Below are 14653 nucleotides of genomic sequence, written 5' to 3'. Positions count from 1 at the left end.
ACACCCAGGGCGGTCCGCGCGATCACCGCGGCGTCGCGCTCGTCGGTCTTGGCCTCGCCGGCGAACAGCCCGGCGGCGCGGCTGGCGGCGAGGCCGGGCAGGTGGGCGACCCCCAGACCCGCGGCGCGGGCGCGCCTCACGGCGAGGGACCCTATGTTGCGGAACTGGTCGACCACGACGAGCGTGCCGGCGGGCACGGAGGCGAACAGCGCGTCGAGCTCGGCCTCCCTGTTGCGGACGGGGGCGCTGGACAGCACCTCCCCGTCGCGGTCGATCAGGCAGGCCCAGTGGGAGGACTTGCCGACGTCTAGGCCGAGCACGGCCGCGGGCCTGGTCGATGGCGCTTTCACGGTGGTATCCTTCCGGTAGTCGTTCGACCGGATGGCCTCCCCCTCGGCACTCACATTACCAGCCGCGGCGCCTGCCCGGCACTTTCCTATCAGCCGTCGGGGGCGGCGCGTCCCGCGCCGGCAGCACCCAACAGGCCCTCTCGGGGGCAGGGACATTCGGCCGTGCGCGGGCGCCCGGTCGGCGGCCCGTTCTGGGCGCGCCTCAATCGTAGCCCGAGACGGGCCCGGGCTGACAATTTCGACTGTAATGGACGTTCTTGAATGAGTAATCGTTTTAGAACGTCCCCAATGACTAGGCGATTAGGAGTATCATCGTCTGCGCAAATAAGCACAAAAGAGCATGTTAGAGATTGAGAGCGTATGGCTGACACCGTATCTAAGCACATTGACATGACCACCGGATCGCTGTGGCGCAATGTTCCCCTGTTCGCCTTCCCTGTGGCCGCCACGAGCATCTTGGAGCAACTGTCGAACCTCATCGCCACGGTCATCATCGGTAACTTCTCGGGCGACCAGGGAACCCTCGCCATGGCGGCGGTCGGCTCCAATGTTCCGCTTACCAGTCTTATGCTCAACCTGTTTATTGGCATGTCGCTTGGCTCCAACGTGGTCATCGCCAACGCTATCGGCCGCAACGATCAGAACATGGTCAAACGCGCCGTCCACACCTCGATTCTTATGGCACTTGTGGGCTTTGTCGTCATCGCACTGGGCGAGATCTTTGCCGAGCCCATGCTCGCCGCGCTCAACGTTCCCGCCGAAACCATGCCGCTCGCTTCGCTCTACCTACGCGTCTTTTTGCTCAGCATGCCCTCGATCTTGCTTTACAACTTTGAGGCCGCGATCTTCCGCTCCGTCGGCATCACCCGCATGCCGCTGCAGGCGCTTGCCGTGTCCACCGTCCTCAACATTGGCCTGGACCTCATCTTTGTCCCCGTACTCCACTGGGGCGTCGCGGGCGTCGCCATCGCCACCGCCATCGCCTACACCGTCAGCGCCGCTACGCTCTTTATCCGCCTGCTCAAGACCGACTCCGTCGTCCGCGTCACCCCGCGCGACCTGGCTATCGACCCCGTCGCCCTCAAGCGCATCGTCAAGATCGGCCTGCCCGCCGGCATCCAGAGCGCCGTCTTTGCCGTCGCCAACATCATCATCCAGTCTGCTATCAACAGCCTGGGCACCGAGGTCATGGCGGCATCGAGCGCCGCTATGAGCTTGGAGTACGTATGCTACAACCTGCTCAACAGCTTTAGCCAGGCTTGCACCACCTTTGTGGGACAAAACCACGGTGCCCGCCAGATCGACCGCTGCACCAAAACGCTCAAGGTCTGCCTGGTCGAAGGCGGTATCGTTGCACTCACCACGATCATCGTTATTGTCGGCCTGGGGCGCGAGATCTTGTCGCTGTTCAACAGCGATCCCAACATCGTCTCGATCGGCTATATCCGCGTGTGTTCGATCTTCCCGGCGTACGCCTTTAGCATGTTCTACGAAAACATGTCCGGCTACCTACGCGGCTTTGGTATCTCGCTCACGCCCGCCCTCATCACCATGATCTGCGTCTGCGGCATCCGCTTCTATTGGGTGTTCTGCGTGTTCCCGCACTTCCGCACCTTTGCGAACATCATGATGGTCTACCCCATCAGCCTGGGCACCACGGCGTTCTTTATGGTCGTGGCGGTACTACTTTGCCACCCGGCACGCACCTATCGCGCCACCCAAGCCAAAGCGACAGCCCGCTAAACACCGTACTCAACGCCACGCCAGTCATTAATTGACAATATGCGAGCTCATATAGTCGATAAAGCGCCTCGTGGCGATGGGCATGGTGTCCCAGCTGCGCCATGCGGCCACCACGTCACGCGAGGGGGCATGCACGATGGGCCGCACACAAATATCGGCTCGCATGCCCTCCACAGTACGACGGTAGAGCATGCTCACGCCCAGGCCCTCCTCCACCATCGCCATGATGGTGTAGTCGTCGGTCACCTCACTCGTCACGTGCGGCGACAGCCCATGCGCCGCGAATGCATCGAGCACCAGGCTCTGTTCGCCCTCATCCAGTAGCACAAACGGCTCGGACGCCAAGTCGGCAAGTGTCACCTTTTCCTTTGCCGTCAGCGGATGCGCGGCCGGCAACAATGCTACCAACTCGTCGTGATAGACCACGCGCTTCTCGAGCCCCTCGGTAAATCCGCGCGCCGTAAAACAAAAATCAACCACGCCATCGTGTACCCATTGAGCGTTGCGCGTGTAATCGCCCTGCTTGAGGGTAAAGCGTACGCCCGGGTGCAGGGCCCCAAAGTCGCGGATCACACGCGGCAGCACGGTGCGACTCACGTTGGTAAACGTCGCGATGCGAATATCGGTCGACGAAAGCCCCAGCAGCTCCTGGCGCTTGCCCTCGAGCTCGGCCTCGGCGGTCACGATCTGGCGCAGGTACGGCAGATATTGCTTACCGTCGCGCGTAAGCGAAACGCCCTGCTTTCCGCGCTCGATAATCGTGGTGCCCAGCTCGCGCTCGAGTGCCTTGACGGCCTGGCTCACCGCACTTTGCGTATAGCCCAGCTCGTCCGCCGCGCCCTTAAGACTGCCGCAATCGACCACCATACATACAATCTGATACCGCGATGCCATCGTGCCTCCACATCGATGTAGCTGTAAAACGTTTTGCCAGGACTTTTCCCGCCAACATTAGCATTTCTTAATCATACTGAAGATACATTCGCTTTACTACATCCACATCTGGGAGCAGAATCCTTTTTGCGAAACCGTTCTGTAACAAAAGGAGTCCCATGGATCGCAAAAAAGCAATCGCGCTCTCATTTTCCGTTCCCGTCGCATGGGGCTTTTCGTACCCCCTCATGAAGATCAGCATGGACAGTATGAACGCCACGAGCATCGTTGCGCTGCGCTGCATCATCGCCTTTGTGGCTTGCCTGCTGCTCTTCCACAAGCGCGCTTTCCGCATCAACCGCGACCTTATGGTCCGCGCTGCCATCATCGGCGCCATTATGGCAACCGAACTCACCTGCATGTGCCTGGGCTCCAGCCTCACCTCCGCCTCCACCGCCGGCTTTTTGCAGAGCCTGACGGTCGTGATCGTGCCGTTTGCCAACGCCGCCCTGCTGCGTCGTGCCCCCGAGCGCAAAGTGCTCGTCGGCACCGCCATCGTCACCTGCGGTATGTTGCTGCTCTCGGGCGCCGACTTCACCAGCCTGAACCCGGGCGCGCTCATCATGCTGCTCTCGGCTTTTATCTATGCCAGCCACATTATCGTGGCCAAGCGCTTTGTCGAGGAAGTCGATCCGCTTGCTCTGGGCGTTTGGCAGCTGGGCTTCGGCGGCTTATTCTCGGGTATCGCCGCATTCACCTTTGGCGGTTTCACGCTTCCCGGCACGCCTAGCGAGATTGTCGTTGTCGTCGCGCTCGCACTCATCTGCTCTGCCTATGGCTTTATCACCCAAACGCTCGTGCAGCCCCACGTGCCTGCCGAGACCACCGGCTTCGCCTTCTCGCTCGAGCCGGTATGCTCCGCCGTCTTCTCGTTCTTCCTGGTCGGCGAGGTCCTCAGCCCCATCGCCTTCTTTGGCGCCGCCCTCATCCTCACCGGCGTCATGGTGGCAACCGTCGAACTTCCGCACCTTCGCGCACATGGACAGGCTCGCATGGCAGGAGCGCCCGAGCACGTCTCGTAGACCCCACTCCTCATACAGCCGTGGCATAAAGGCAACCGGTGCGCCTTTACAATAGATGTCAACAGAGCATCTGACGTAAAGGAGCCCCATGGACGCCGCGACCCGCGACCGCAACATAGCAACTTGGTTGGGCGATGCGCCGCAGCCGGTACGTGACACTACGAACCAGCTGCTCGAGCGCATCGCCCTTTTGCGTGCCGAGCAAACCATCTACCCGGCACAAGACGACATCCTCAATGCCCTCGCCTACACGCCGGCCGACCAGGTCAAGGTTGTCATCTTGGGTCAAGACCCCTATCACGGACCCAACCAGGCCATGGGACTGTCGTTCTCGGTCCCGGCGACGCAAACCAAGTTGCCGCCGAGCCTGCGCAACATCTATAAGGAGCTCAAAGCCGATCTGGGCTGCCCCATCCCCGCCACGGGAGATCTAACGCCATGGGCACTGCAGGGCGTCCTGCTCCTCAACACTACGCTCACCGTGCGCGAGCATGCCGCGAACTCGCACGCCAAGCTGGGCTGGAGCGCGCTCACCGACTACGTTATCGAACGCTGCTGCCAGCTGCCCCAGCCGGTCGTCTTTTTGGCATGGGGCCGCTTTGCCCAGCAGATGGTCGAAGGCAAGCTCGCCGCGACCGGCGCGGGCAAGGCAACCGGCAAGTTCTGCCTGGCCTCCACGCACCCCTCGCCGCTTTCGGCCAACCGTGCCACGGCAGAACTCCCCGCTTTTATGGGATCGCGCCCCTTCTCGGCAGCCAATCGGCTACTCGAGCAGCACGGCTCGACCCCCGTCAACTGGACTTGCCTCAGCTAAAAATCGATACATCAAAAACGCGCCCGACGGCTTTCCATCGGGCGCGTTTCCTATTCGGGCCAAATAAATTGTGTGCGGCCGGCCTCGCCGCCATCGATCAGCAGGCTCTGCCCGGTCATAAACCGGTTGGTCACGCCCACAAAGTAGATCCACTCGGCGATCTCTTGGGCGGTGGCCCAGCGTTTAAGCGGCGTGAGCTCCATAATCTGGTTCCACAGGTGTTCGTCTTCCATCACGCAACGGTTGAGCGGCGTGATAACGCCGCCCGGGTCCACACTGTTGGCGATGGCCTGCGGTGCCAGGCGGTTTGCAAGGTTCTTGGTGTAGGCGATAACGCCGCCCTTGCTGGCAGCATAGGCGGGAAACTCCGATCCCGTATGTCCGCTCGCCGACCCCACATTGACCACGGATTTGATAGCCGGCGCAGGCTTGGCGGCAAGCCCCTCCCCCACAAAGGCGTAGTGCTCGGTCACGTTGATGGTGCCACGCAGGTTGGCAGCAATATCGTCGGCCGAATCCTGCGTACCGGCAACGTTCACGATTACCTGGGGTTCAAGATCGCCTGGAAACGAGTCCGGCTCGCGTACATCAACGATCAGATGGCGGTAGCGCTCGTGTTCGATCGCCGCCGGCAGCAGATCAAAGCCCACGACCCCGTGGCCCTCGTCCAAAAAGCGCTGCACGCACGCGGCTCCGATACCGCCCGAAGCGCCCGTGATCAAAACCCGCATACTTGCTCCTTAGGCGGTTGCGTGGCGCTCGAGGTACTCGGAACCCACATTCTCGCGCTCCCAGCCGCGCACGACCTTGTAGCCCACGGGGCTCAGGAAGACCTCGCACAGCAGCTCGGCGACAGCGCCGGTCAGCGAGCACATAAGGACCTGCACCCAGGTCCAACCAAAGAACGTGTGGCTCACCACAATGGCAAAGACCAGGTTGTCGATAAACTGGCCAACACCCGTGGACACATAGGAGCGGAAGGCGAAGCTCGCAAAATTATTCTTTTTGAGCATGCGGCCGAGCGACTGGTTGAGCGTGGAGTTAACCACGGCAGAGACGAGCATTGCCAGCGAAGAGCCCAGCACCACGTACCAGGTGCCACCGATGGTAGCGTTAAGGGCAGTGTTAACCTCGATCATGCCCGTGTCGTAGTAGGCGCCCCACATGCCGGGCGTGAGCGAGCATGCCCAAAAGCACAGGCTCACGGCCAGGTTGACCAGCAGCGCGAGGATAGAGATTTTGATGGATGCCTTGGCGCCAAAGCGTTTGCAGATCATGTCCTGGCACAAAAACGAAACCCAGCTCACCACAAAGCCGCAATCGAGTGCCAGATACGGCAGGCTGATGAGCTCTTTGTTGGCCAGCAGGTTCATCATGATGACACTCACGAAAAACAGCGAAACCGTTGCCGCGGGAATGCTCCGCAACAGGACCTTGTAGTCCTCCATGACCTTCTTGATCATTATGTACTCCTTTGGTTTTAGGTTTAACGAGCAGGATATCGGACCCGAACTGCTCGGACGCCCCGGTCTTGAGACGACGGTGGGTATGATAGCCGCTCACACGGCATCAGGCAAGTAAATGGCGCGGCAGCCCCGCAGGGTCACCGCGCCGATGCGTTAAAAGGTCACGTTGCCAAACTCCGACAGGATAAGGTCGGGGTTGTGGTCGGTTGCCCAATCCACGTTCCACGGACTCGTGAACAGCAGCAGCTTGCCGCCGCGCATGTCCTCGACGCGCAGGGTGTCGCGCGTGAGCGAAAGGCCCGGGATATCGATGGTGTCGGGGTCGTTCTGGATCCAGCGGATGTCCGTATAGGGCAGCGGCTGGCGACGAACCTCAACACGGTACTCGGCCTTGAGGCGGCGCTCGAGCACCTCAAACTGCAGCACGCCGACCACGCCCACGATGACGCTCTCCATACCGGCACCCAGCTCGCGGAAGATCTGGATAGCTCCCTCCTGGGCAAGCTCCTCCATGCCCTTGACGAACTGCTTGCGCTTGAGCGTATCGACCTGCGTAATGCGAGCGAACATCTCGGGGGCAAACGTCGGGATCTGCGGATACTGCACGTGGCGCTTGCCGGAGCACACGGTGTCGCCGATGCTAAAGATACCCGGGTCGAACAGGCCCACGATATCGCCCGCATACGCCTCGTCCACGATGGCGCGGTCATCGGCCATCATCGAGGTACCCGTGGCAAGCTTGAGCTTGCGGTTGCCCTGCACGTGGAAGGCGTCCATGCCGCGCTCGAACTTGCCCGAGCAAATGCGCACAAAGGCGATGCGGTCGCGGTGGTTCTTGTCCATGTTGGCCTGGATCTTAAACACAAAGCCGCTAAAGTCGTCGCGGCAGGGATCGACCGGTTCGCTGGTGAGCGTATCGGTATAGGCGCGCGGCGTCGGGGCCAGACGCAGGAACTCCTTGAGGAAGGGCTCCACGCCAAAGTTGGTAAGCGCCGAGCCAAAGAACGCCGGGCTCAGCTTGCCGCAGGCCACGGCATCCAAGTCGAGCTCGTCGCCGGCGCCATCGAGCAGCTCGATGTCGTCCATCAGGTTCTTATGGTTTTCCTCGCCGATGAGCTCGTCCATGGAAGGATCGCCCAGCTCGGCCTCGACCTCGGCGACCTTCTTGGTGGCGTTGGCGTGGCCGTCGCCCTCAAAGGCAATGACGCGACGGGTCTGACGGTCGAACACGCCGCGGAAGTTGCGGCCGCTGCCGATCGGCCAGTTCATAGGATACGTATTGATGCCCAGGACATTCTCGATCTCTTCCATGAGCTCAAACGGATCGCGAGCCTCGTGGTCGAGCTTGTTCACAAAGGTGAAGATGGGAATGTGACGCAGCGTACAAACCTTAAAGAGCTTTTTGGTCTGGGCCTCGACGCCCTTGGCGCCGTCGATGACCATGACCGCGGCGTCGGCGGCCATAAGAGTACGGTAGGTATCCTCCGAGAAGTCCTGGTGGCCGGGGGTATCGAGGATGTTGACGCAGGCGCCGTTGTAAGTGAACTGCAGCACCGAGGAGGTGACGGAAATGCCGCGCTCCTTCTCGATGTCCATCCAGTCCGAGACGGCATGCTTGGCCGAGCTCTTGCCCTTGACCGAGCCGGCAGTCTGGATGCTGCCGGTATAGAGCAACAGCTTCTCGGTAAGCGTGGTCTTACCGGCGTCCGGGTGGCTGATGATCGCGAATGTGCGGCGCGACGAGATTTCATCCGACAGGCTTGCCATGCGGATCCTTTCTTGCATTGAGTGCATTACGTCGTTGTAACCGTATTATTGTAGCCGCGAAATCCCGCTCTAGGGCACCTATCAGGACAAATTCATCAGTCAGAACGTGAACGGCTAGTTATCGAAAGTATTCTGCAGCAGACTGTCTCAATCTGTAACAGCAGAGCTTATTTGCCCCCCTATCTGTTACAGATTGAGACAAACAAACCTGCCCGCCGACACAATCTCAATCTGTAACACCTGACCGCCCAAATTGGGTCTAGCTGTTACAAATCGAGATAAACGGAAAGGCAGGCAGCCAATGTCTCGTTCTGTAACATCTAGCCGCGCAAATCGACTCTTACTGTTACAGATTGAGACAAATAGGCAGGCGGGAAAATAACATCTCAATCTGTAACAGCTGGCGACCAAAAACGGACCCAGATGTTACAGATTGAGATTGTTTTGGAGCAAGCGCGGCGCCGATGGTCTATTCCACATTTAGCTCTTGCATAACTGTGCATAGTGTATATATACTGTGCTTACCGGTTATATACACGTGTAGCCCAACAGCTAAGGAGCCGCTGTGGACATCATCCTATCCAATTCGAGCGATAAGCCCATCTACGAGCAGATAACCTCGCAGGTCAAAGCTCAGATCTTATCGGGCACGCTCGCTGCGGGAGCCAAACTCCCCAGCATCCGTGCACTCGCGAGCGACCTGGGCGTGAGCGTAATCACCACCAAGCGTGCCTACGCCGACTTGGAGCAGCTTGGCTTTATCTGCACCGTGCAGGGCAAGGGCTGTTTTGTCGCCGAGGGCAACCAGGAGCTTTTGCGCGAAAACCAGCTCTGCCATATCGAAGAGCTACTTGCGAAAGCGGCGAGCCAAGCCGAAACCCTGGGCGTCACGCGCGACAAACTGCACGAGATGCTCGACCTGGTAGCCCCCGAAACCATGCAGTAGCCATCTGCAAGAAAGGCTATACCATGCAAAACTTGTTAGAACTCAAAGGTGTCTCACGCCGCGTGAGCGACCGTTTTTCGCTGAGCGATGTCACGCTCGCTGTGGAGCCCGGCCAGATCGCTGGCTTTGTGGGCGCAAATGGCGCCGGCAAGACGACGACCATTCGCGCCGCGCTTGGGCTTATCAAACTCGATGCCGGCGAGGTGCACCTGTTTGGGCAGCGCTGTGGCGCCGACGCGCCCGATGAGTCGCAACGCCATCTACGCTCCCGCGTCGGTCTTGTCCTGGACACGTGCCCCTTCCCCTCCACGCTCAGGGTGGGCCAGATCGAGTCGCTCGTAGGCCCGGCGTACCCCACATGGGACCGCGAAACGTTCGCCGGATTCATCAACCGATTTGGCCTCGATCCCAAGACAAAGGTCAAGGACCTCTCCCGCGGCATGGGCATGAAGCTGCAACTTACCTGCGCGCTCAGCCACAATGCCAAGCTGCTCGTTTTGGACGAAGCCACTGCGGGCCTCGATCCCATGGCACGCGAGGAACTGCTTGATGAGCTGCTTGCCTTTGTCGCCGACGGCCAGCACAGCGTGTTGCTCTCGAGCCACATTACGTCCGATCTCGATCGCACCGCTGATCGCGTCATCTGCATCGATGCTGGCTCGATTGTGTTTGACCTGCCGCGCGAGGATATTACCGACCGCGCCGGCATCGCCCACTGTACCCAAGCACAGGCCGCCGAGCTTATGGTTTGCGTCGAAGGCGCCCGTGCCGTCCACCACGCCTACAGCGTGGACGTGCTCGTGCCCAACCGTCGCGAAACGCTCGAGGCCTTCCCCGAGATTCCCTGCGATCGGGCAACCATTGACGACTATCTGCGCCTCACGCTGAAAGGGACTTCGAAATGAAACGTGCCTTTATGTCCGAGCTCGCCATCGTTCGCACGCTCACCCCGAGCATCGCGGGTGTCGGGCTGTTCATCTTCGTCGTGTTGACCCTCGCCAACGCGACAGACGGCGATTCCGGTATGAGCGCCGGCGCCTGTGCGGTCAGCGCAATGTCGCCCATCATAATCATGAACTCGCTAGCTGGCTACGATAACCAAAACGGCTGGGAGCGTTATCGAGCAACGTTGCCCTTCTCGCGCAAAGACATTATTTGCGCACGCTACCTGTGCATCGTTGTCTTCTCGGTCGTCATGGCATGTGCAGCCACGCTTTTGAGCATCGCCTCCATCCCGCTCTTCAACAGCGCGGGCATTCCTTCGACGGGACAGACGATCTTTGAAATCGCAACCGCCTCGGCGGCATCAATGCTCATCTCCCTCATGATGGTATTCTTGGCACAGCCGCTGTTCTTCCGATTTGGACACATGGAGGCGCTGCGCCTATCCCTTGGCCTGTTTGCCCTGTTTGGCTGCGGCACCATGGCAATGCTGAGTTCCTCCAACCCCATCAGCAACTGGCTCATGTCGATTGCCGGAGCGAATCCCGATCCCGCCGTCCTTGGCTGTCTGTGTGCAGGAATTGCAGTACTGGCGCTCGCACTATGTGCAATCAGCTGCGCTGTCAGCACCAAGGTTTATCGAGTACGCGATCTGTAATCGACAGCCAAAGGGCTTGGGCTGCACGCCACCTCATTTACTAGATAAGACGAAGCAGCAACAACGTCGCTACCGCCCTTCACGGCATGCCGTTTAAATCTTGGCAACCAAAGAGAAACCGACAGCATATCGAGGGTGAATGTTTTTCCGAGAAGTGAACGAGTAAAATCAGCACCCCGTATCATCGACATTTTTATGGGCTTAATTCCTGCGGTTTTTGCCTAGGAATCCTGCGGTTTTATTCGAAAAAAGTGTGCATGCTCCAGGGGTCCATATTTACTCGTTCACTTCTCGGAAAAACACTCACCTTCAATTCGAGCCTTCACCAAATGGCTCCCCGGAACATAACCCCCGTCTCGCCGCGGCCATATCAAACCTTCATGGTGGGGCGGTATCCTCATGTCCATAAAACTCGCAGGATAAACCCATTATCCAAGGAGGCACCGCACCCGTGTCGTGGGTTGTCGCAGCATTTGCGTCAGCATTCTTTGCCGGCATCACATCCATCTTGGCCAAATGCGGCATCAAGCAGACCGACTCCGATGTCGCGACGGCCATTCGCACCTGCGTGGTGCTCGTTTTCGCCTGGGCAATGGCGGGCATTTCTGGATCCATTGGAACCATTGGCAGCATCGAACCCAGATCCTGGCTCTTTCTCGTCCTCTCGGGACTCGCTACCGGTGCTTCGTGGATCTGTTACTTTAAGGCGTTGAGCATCGGAAATGTCAATAAGGTCGTACCGGTCGACAAGATGAGCACCGTGCTCGCCGCGCTGGTCGCCATCGCGCTTTTTGACGAGACGAGCAACCTTGCGGTTAAGCTCGTGGGAACCGCTGCCATCACCCTCGGCACGTTTTTAATGATCGAGAAGAAGCAGTCCGCCGAACCCGAGCAGCAGCAAGACCGAACCTGGCTCGCTTACGCCCTCGGCGCCGCCGTGTTCGCGGCACTCACCTCCGTCCTCGCCAAGATCGGCATCGAAGGCGTCGAGTCAAACCTGGCCACGGCAATCCGCACCTGCGTGGTACTGGTTATGGCATGGGCAATCGTGGCAGCCAAGGGAAAACTGGAGCAGGTCGCGCACGTTGACTGGCGCGAACTCACATTTCTCGCAACATCGGGCATCGCGACTGGAGCATCGTGGCTGCTCTATTACTATGCCATCGCTGCAGGCCAGGTGAGTGTCGTGGTGCAGATCGACAAACTATCGATTGTCGTATCGGTGCTATTTGCGCGCCTGGCATTCAACGAAAAACTCTCCCGCCGCAGCGCCATCGGTCTCGCCCTCATCGTACTGGGCACCGCCGCGCTTGCAATTTGGAAGTAGCGCCGATACCGAACGAAATCCAGTCCACCCGCAAATCCGTGACACAGCGCCCGCACCGGACTTGAGATGTTTGTACTGACTGCGCGCTACCGTGCTACTTGCGCAGCGGCTTGGGCAGCGGGATGCCGGCGGCGATGACGGCCGCGATAATCATGCAGACGATACCCTTGAGTGGGAAACACATAAGCAGCAGGCCCACAACCATGACAGGCTGGCGCATGACGGCGCCCATCGTCGATGCCGTGCAGACGGCGACGCAAAAGACCGGATCTGCGCCGGTGAGGATGGCAAGGCCATAGCCCAGGCTTACGCCCGAGAAGATAACGGGGAAGAAGTGGCCGCCGCGCCAACCAAGGTTGATGAGGGCGGGCGTCAGCATGGCCTTAACAAGACCGGTCGCGATAAGCACGCCGGCGGGAATGGTGAGGTAGGTCTCCATAAGTACATCGGCCTGGGTCTCGCCGGCAAACATGGTGTAGGGCAAGACCGTGCCGCAGATGGCGAGCGCCAGACCAGCCAGCATGGCCTTGACGACAGGACGCTCCCCTATTGCATGGGACAGCGCCTCGCTCGCGTGCTCCGAGACAAAGTACAGCCAGCCGCAAACGGTGCCAACCAACGCCAGCGGGATGAGCCAGGCAAGCTCCAGGTTGCCCACCTCGGCGGCCTCGAACCTGGGCATGCCCATGCCGCCGCCCACAAGTTGGCCAAGCAGCAGGTAGGTGCCCAGACCGCCAGCGATCGCGATACCGTAGACCACAGTCTTCTGTGCCTTGGGCAGCTTGATGGTGATCTCGCCGGACGCGGACCCATCGTCGGCGTCTTCGCCCTGGCCGTCGGCGCTACCGGCGAGCGGCGCCACAAAGCCAAAGACGGGCGCGGTAAAGAGCGCCGTCAGCGCGGCCTGGGTGCCCAGCAGCGTGAGCTCCCTAAACTCGGCGCCAAAGCGGCGCATGCGGTCGCCGACCCAGCTGCACAGACCCGCGATAACGCCGGTCAGGCCGGCCTCCGGTCCAATACTTCCGCCAAACAGCAGCGGCAGCAATGCCGCGAGCGAAAGCCTGCCCAGATTGTCATACGGGTAGCGCCCATCTTGCTTAACCTTAGCCATCACCTGGTTGAGGTCGTCGGTCTTGGTGCCCGTAAGCTTTTCGTACAGACCGATCAGCAGGCCGCCCAGCAGGCAGACAAAAAACGGATACGGCAGAAAACCGAACGGGCCGCTGGCGAGTTCGGGCGACGCCGCGCCCAGCATGTGGGGGATCTCGGTCCACAGATAGTCGATACCGTGCTCCATCGCAAAAAAGAACAGCCAGACCGCGGCACCTGCGAACGCACCGGTCACGGCAACGCTAACTAAAAACAGCGCGCGGTTTGTGGGTTTGGCAAGGTTGTCCATCGGGTCCTCCCGCGGTCAAAGTCGACATAATTACGTTTTATTGTAGAGCGAGCGTTGCCCAGACAAGCCAACCATCTGCGCCACAAACGGCACCATTGGGAGTCATAGTGGGGCAGGCTCAAGACTTATCCGTTGATAATCGAGACAATCTCGCGCAAATCGTCGGCAAAGTAGATGCCTTGCTGGCGCCTCGGGCTCGAAAGCCCCTTATCAATCATGTGCCCGAGCAGCGCCTTGAGGTCGTTGTAGTAACCGTCAAGGTTATACAGGATGCACGGAGCACTCAGGTGCCCCAACGACACCGCGGACATGACCTCGGCAATCTCCTCGAGCGTGCCCGTCCCACCGGGAAAGGCAATGAACGCATCGCCGAGCTCAATCATCTTGGCCTTGCGCTCGGCCATATCGCTCGTCGCGATGAGGTCATCGATGCCGTCGTGCTGAAACTCGGCCTCTATAAAAAAGCTCGGCTCAACACCCGTCACGTGTCCACCTGCCTCGAGTACGCTATCGGCGAGCGCGCCCATCAGGCCCGATTTGGACCCGCCGTATACCAGCGCGTGCCCGTTGGAGCCAATCCAGTTGCCCAGCTCTTGCACCGCAGGCAGAAACGCCGGGTCATTGCCGACGCTGGCGCCCAGGTATACCGTGATATTCATATTCAGTCCCCCTCGTCGTGACGCGCGGCGCCCGTTCTAGCGTTGGCGTCGGCGATATTCGCGCACACGGCGCGACAGGTCGGCGAGCTCGTCACGATCGAGCTCTTCCAAATGCTCCAGATCGTCCATAAAGCGCGCCATGGTGTCCTTTTGGCGCAGCTTGATGAGCGTATTGCAGTAGTTCACCGCCACACCCGTGAGCATGGCAATGTAGAAGATGCTGATGACGCTCAGGACGACGGTAATAGCACGGGCGACCGGCGTTTCGGCCGGGATATCGCCAAAGCCGATGGTCGAGACGGTCTCAAAGCTAAACCAGAGGCCATCGCCAAACGTAAGGGTCGTGGGCTCGGACAGCCAGACAGCCGTCGAGCACAGCAGATAGAAGATGAGGAACAGGCCCGTGATACGCACGAAACCGGCCTGGCGCAAAACATCGGCAAGCGTCCTCAGCTTTTTCATCTCGACCCCTTTTCCCAGACGCCCAATCACGTTTGCTCGGTATTGTCCCACAACCGGCAGTTAGGCAACCGGCAGTTAGGGACGTTCCTTTTAATATGAGCAGGACATTGTCAAGAGGCAAAATCGGGCCTGGCCCCAACGATATGGGGTCAGGCCCTCTCCCTA

The 14653-nt window shown here is 59.8% G+C and carries 15 protein-coding genes; 7 read left to right on the top strand and 8 right to left on the bottom strand.

The window, feature by feature from the left end:
• Positions 1-350 (bottom strand): IS110 family transposase (locus ABHR75_RS08670; protein WP_346964124.1); only part of this gene is annotated, 350 nt, incomplete at its 3' end.
• Between the two features lie 360 nt (positions 351-710).
• Here ABHR75_RS08670 and ABHR75_RS08665 point away from each other — a divergent pair.
• Positions 711-2093: an MATE family efflux transporter gene (locus ABHR75_RS08665; RefSeq protein ID WP_195363954.1), complete on the top strand. Its 1383-nt coding sequence runs from the start codon at positions 711-713 to the stop codon at positions 2091-2093.
• A gap of 27 nt (positions 2094-2120) precedes the next feature.
• Here ABHR75_RS08665 and ABHR75_RS08660 read toward each other — a convergent pair whose 3' ends face one another.
• Positions 2121-2987 (bottom strand): LysR family transcriptional regulator, encoded by an 867-nt coding sequence (locus ABHR75_RS08660; protein ID WP_346964123.1) that lies wholly within the window; start codon positions 2985-2987, stop codon positions 2121-2123.
• A gap of 158 nt (positions 2988-3145) precedes the next feature.
• Here ABHR75_RS08660 and ABHR75_RS08655 point away from each other — a divergent pair, with 158 nt between their 5' ends.
• Both ABHR75_RS08655 and ABHR75_RS08650 read left to right on the top strand, forming a co-directional pair.
• Positions 3146-4048 (top strand): DMT family transporter, encoded by a 903-nt coding sequence (locus ABHR75_RS08655; RefSeq protein WP_346964122.1) that lies wholly within the window; start codon positions 3146-3148, stop codon positions 4046-4048.
• Between the two features lie 88 nt (positions 4049-4136).
• A complete protein-coding gene (locus tag ABHR75_RS08650; RefSeq protein WP_346964121.1) occupies positions 4137-4862 on the top strand; it encodes a uracil-DNA glycosylase in 726 nt (241 codons plus the stop codon).
• Between the two features lie 50 nt (positions 4863-4912).
• On the opposite strand, the gene ABHR75_RS08645 is transcribed toward ABHR75_RS08650, so the two are convergent.
• From ABHR75_RS08645 to ABHR75_RS08635, 3 genes are all read right to left on the bottom strand, one after another.
• Positions 4913-5593: an SDR family NAD(P)-dependent oxidoreductase gene (locus ABHR75_RS08645; RefSeq protein ID WP_346964120.1), complete on the bottom strand. Its 681-nt coding sequence runs from the start codon at positions 5591-5593 to the stop codon at positions 4913-4915.
• Between the two features lie 9 nt (positions 5594-5602).
• On the bottom strand, positions 5603-6325 hold the full coding sequence (locus ABHR75_RS08640; protein ID WP_022093974.1) for a VUT family protein: 723 nt from the start codon (positions 6323-6325) through the stop codon (positions 5603-5605).
• Between the two features lie 156 nt (positions 6326-6481).
• Positions 6482-8095 carry a peptide chain release factor 3 gene (locus ABHR75_RS08635; protein ID WP_117817263.1) on the bottom strand — a complete coding sequence of 538 codons (1614 nt, stop codon included), beginning with the start codon at positions 8093-8095 and terminating at the stop codon, positions 6482-6484.
• A gap of 565 nt (positions 8096-8660) precedes the next feature.
• Here ABHR75_RS08635 and ABHR75_RS08630 point away from each other — a divergent pair.
• The 4 genes from ABHR75_RS08630 (at position 8661) to ABHR75_RS08615 (ending at position 11968) form a co-directional block, all read left to right on the top strand.
• Complete coding sequence (locus tag ABHR75_RS08630) at positions 8661-9041, top strand: GntR family transcriptional regulator (protein ID WP_117820855.1); 381 nt, start codon at positions 8661-8663, stop codon at positions 9039-9041.
• 23 nt (positions 9042-9064) lie between these two features.
• Entirely contained in the window at positions 9065-9946 is an 882-nt protein-coding gene (locus tag ABHR75_RS08625) for an ABC transporter ATP-binding protein (RefSeq protein ID WP_346964119.1), read from the top strand.
• Positions 9943-10641 (top strand): ABC-2 transporter permease, encoded by a 699-nt coding sequence (locus tag ABHR75_RS08620; RefSeq protein WP_346964118.1) that lies wholly within the window; start codon positions 9943-9945, stop codon positions 10639-10641. Before ABHR75_RS08625 ends, ABHR75_RS08620 begins: the two co-directional genes overlap by 4 nt.
• A gap of 451 nt (positions 10642-11092) precedes the next feature.
• Positions 11093-11968, top strand: a complete 876-nt coding sequence (locus ABHR75_RS08615) for an EamA family transporter (protein WP_346964117.1) — start codon at positions 11093-11095, stop codon at positions 11966-11968.
• Positions 11969-12062: 94 nt separating this feature from the next.
• Here ABHR75_RS08615 and ABHR75_RS08610 read toward each other — a convergent pair whose 3' ends face one another.
• The 3 genes from ABHR75_RS08610 to ABHR75_RS08600 all read right to left on the bottom strand — a co-directional run bounded on the left by ABHR75_RS08610 (position 12063) and on the right by ABHR75_RS08600 (position 14488).
• Positions 12063-13367, bottom strand: a complete 1305-nt coding sequence (locus ABHR75_RS08610; protein WP_346964116.1) for a chloride channel protein — start codon at positions 13365-13367, stop codon at positions 12063-12065.
• Between the two features lie 125 nt (positions 13368-13492).
• Positions 13493-14026, bottom strand: a complete 534-nt coding sequence (locus tag ABHR75_RS08605; RefSeq protein WP_055309991.1) for an LOG family protein — start codon at positions 14024-14026, stop codon at positions 13493-13495.
• Positions 14027-14062: 36 nt separating this feature from the next.
• The gene (locus ABHR75_RS08600; protein ID WP_158567292.1) at positions 14063-14488 is read right to left on the bottom strand and encodes a potassium channel family protein; all 426 of its coding nucleotides are present in this window, start codon (positions 14486-14488) and stop codon (positions 14063-14065) included.
• Positions 14489-14653 lie beyond the last annotated feature (165 nt).

The sequence above is a fragment of the Collinsella aerofaciens genome, from assembly GCF_039752955.1.
GTDB lineage: Bacteria > Actinomycetota > Coriobacteriia > Coriobacteriales > Coriobacteriaceae > Collinsella > Collinsella aerofaciens_BI.
This window is presented reverse-complemented; position numbering and strand designations above follow the sequence as displayed.

Excerpts from the sequence above, each read along its gene's own strand:
- ABHR75_RS08665 (WP_195363954.1), top strand. The coding sequence starts at position 711 with ATGGCTGACACCGTATCTAAGCACATTGACATGACCACCGGATCGCTG.
- ABHR75_RS08660 (WP_346964123.1), bottom strand. The coding sequence starts at position 2,987 with ATGGCATCGCGGTATCAGATTGTATGTATGGTGGTCGATTGCGGCAGT.
- ABHR75_RS08655 (WP_346964122.1), top strand. The coding sequence starts at position 3,146 with ATGGATCGCAAAAAAGCAATCGCGCTCTCATTTTCCGTTCCCGTCGCA.
- ABHR75_RS08650 (WP_346964121.1), top strand. The coding sequence starts at position 4,137 with ATGGACGCCGCGACCCGCGACCGCAACATAGCAACTTGGTTGGGCGAT.
- ABHR75_RS08645 (WP_346964120.1), bottom strand. The coding sequence starts at position 5,593 with ATGCGGGTTTTGATCACGGGCGCTTCGGGCGGTATCGGAGCCGCGTGC.
- ABHR75_RS08640 (WP_022093974.1), bottom strand. The coding sequence starts at position 6,325 with ATGATCAAGAAGGTCATGGAGGACTACAAGGTCCTGTTGCGGAGCATT.
- ABHR75_RS08635 (WP_117817263.1), bottom strand. The coding sequence starts at position 8,095 with ATGGCAAGCCTGTCGGATGAAATCTCGTCGCGCCGCACATTCGCGATC.
- ABHR75_RS08625 (WP_346964119.1), top strand. The coding sequence starts at position 9,065 with ATGCAAAACTTGTTAGAACTCAAAGGTGTCTCACGCCGCGTGAGCGAC.
- ABHR75_RS08620 (WP_346964118.1), top strand. The coding sequence starts at position 9,943 with ATGAAACGTGCCTTTATGTCCGAGCTCGCCATCGTTCGCACGCTCACC.
- ABHR75_RS08610 (WP_346964116.1), bottom strand. The coding sequence starts at position 13,367 with ATGGACAACCTTGCCAAACCCACAAACCGCGCGCTGTTTTTAGTTAGC.
- ABHR75_RS08605 (WP_055309991.1), bottom strand. The coding sequence starts at position 14,026 with ATGAATATCACGGTATACCTGGGCGCCAGCGTCGGCAATGACCCGGCG.
- ABHR75_RS08600 (WP_158567292.1), bottom strand. The coding sequence starts at position 14,488 with ATGAAAAAGCTGAGGACGCTTGCCGATGTTTTGCGCCAGGCCGGTTTC.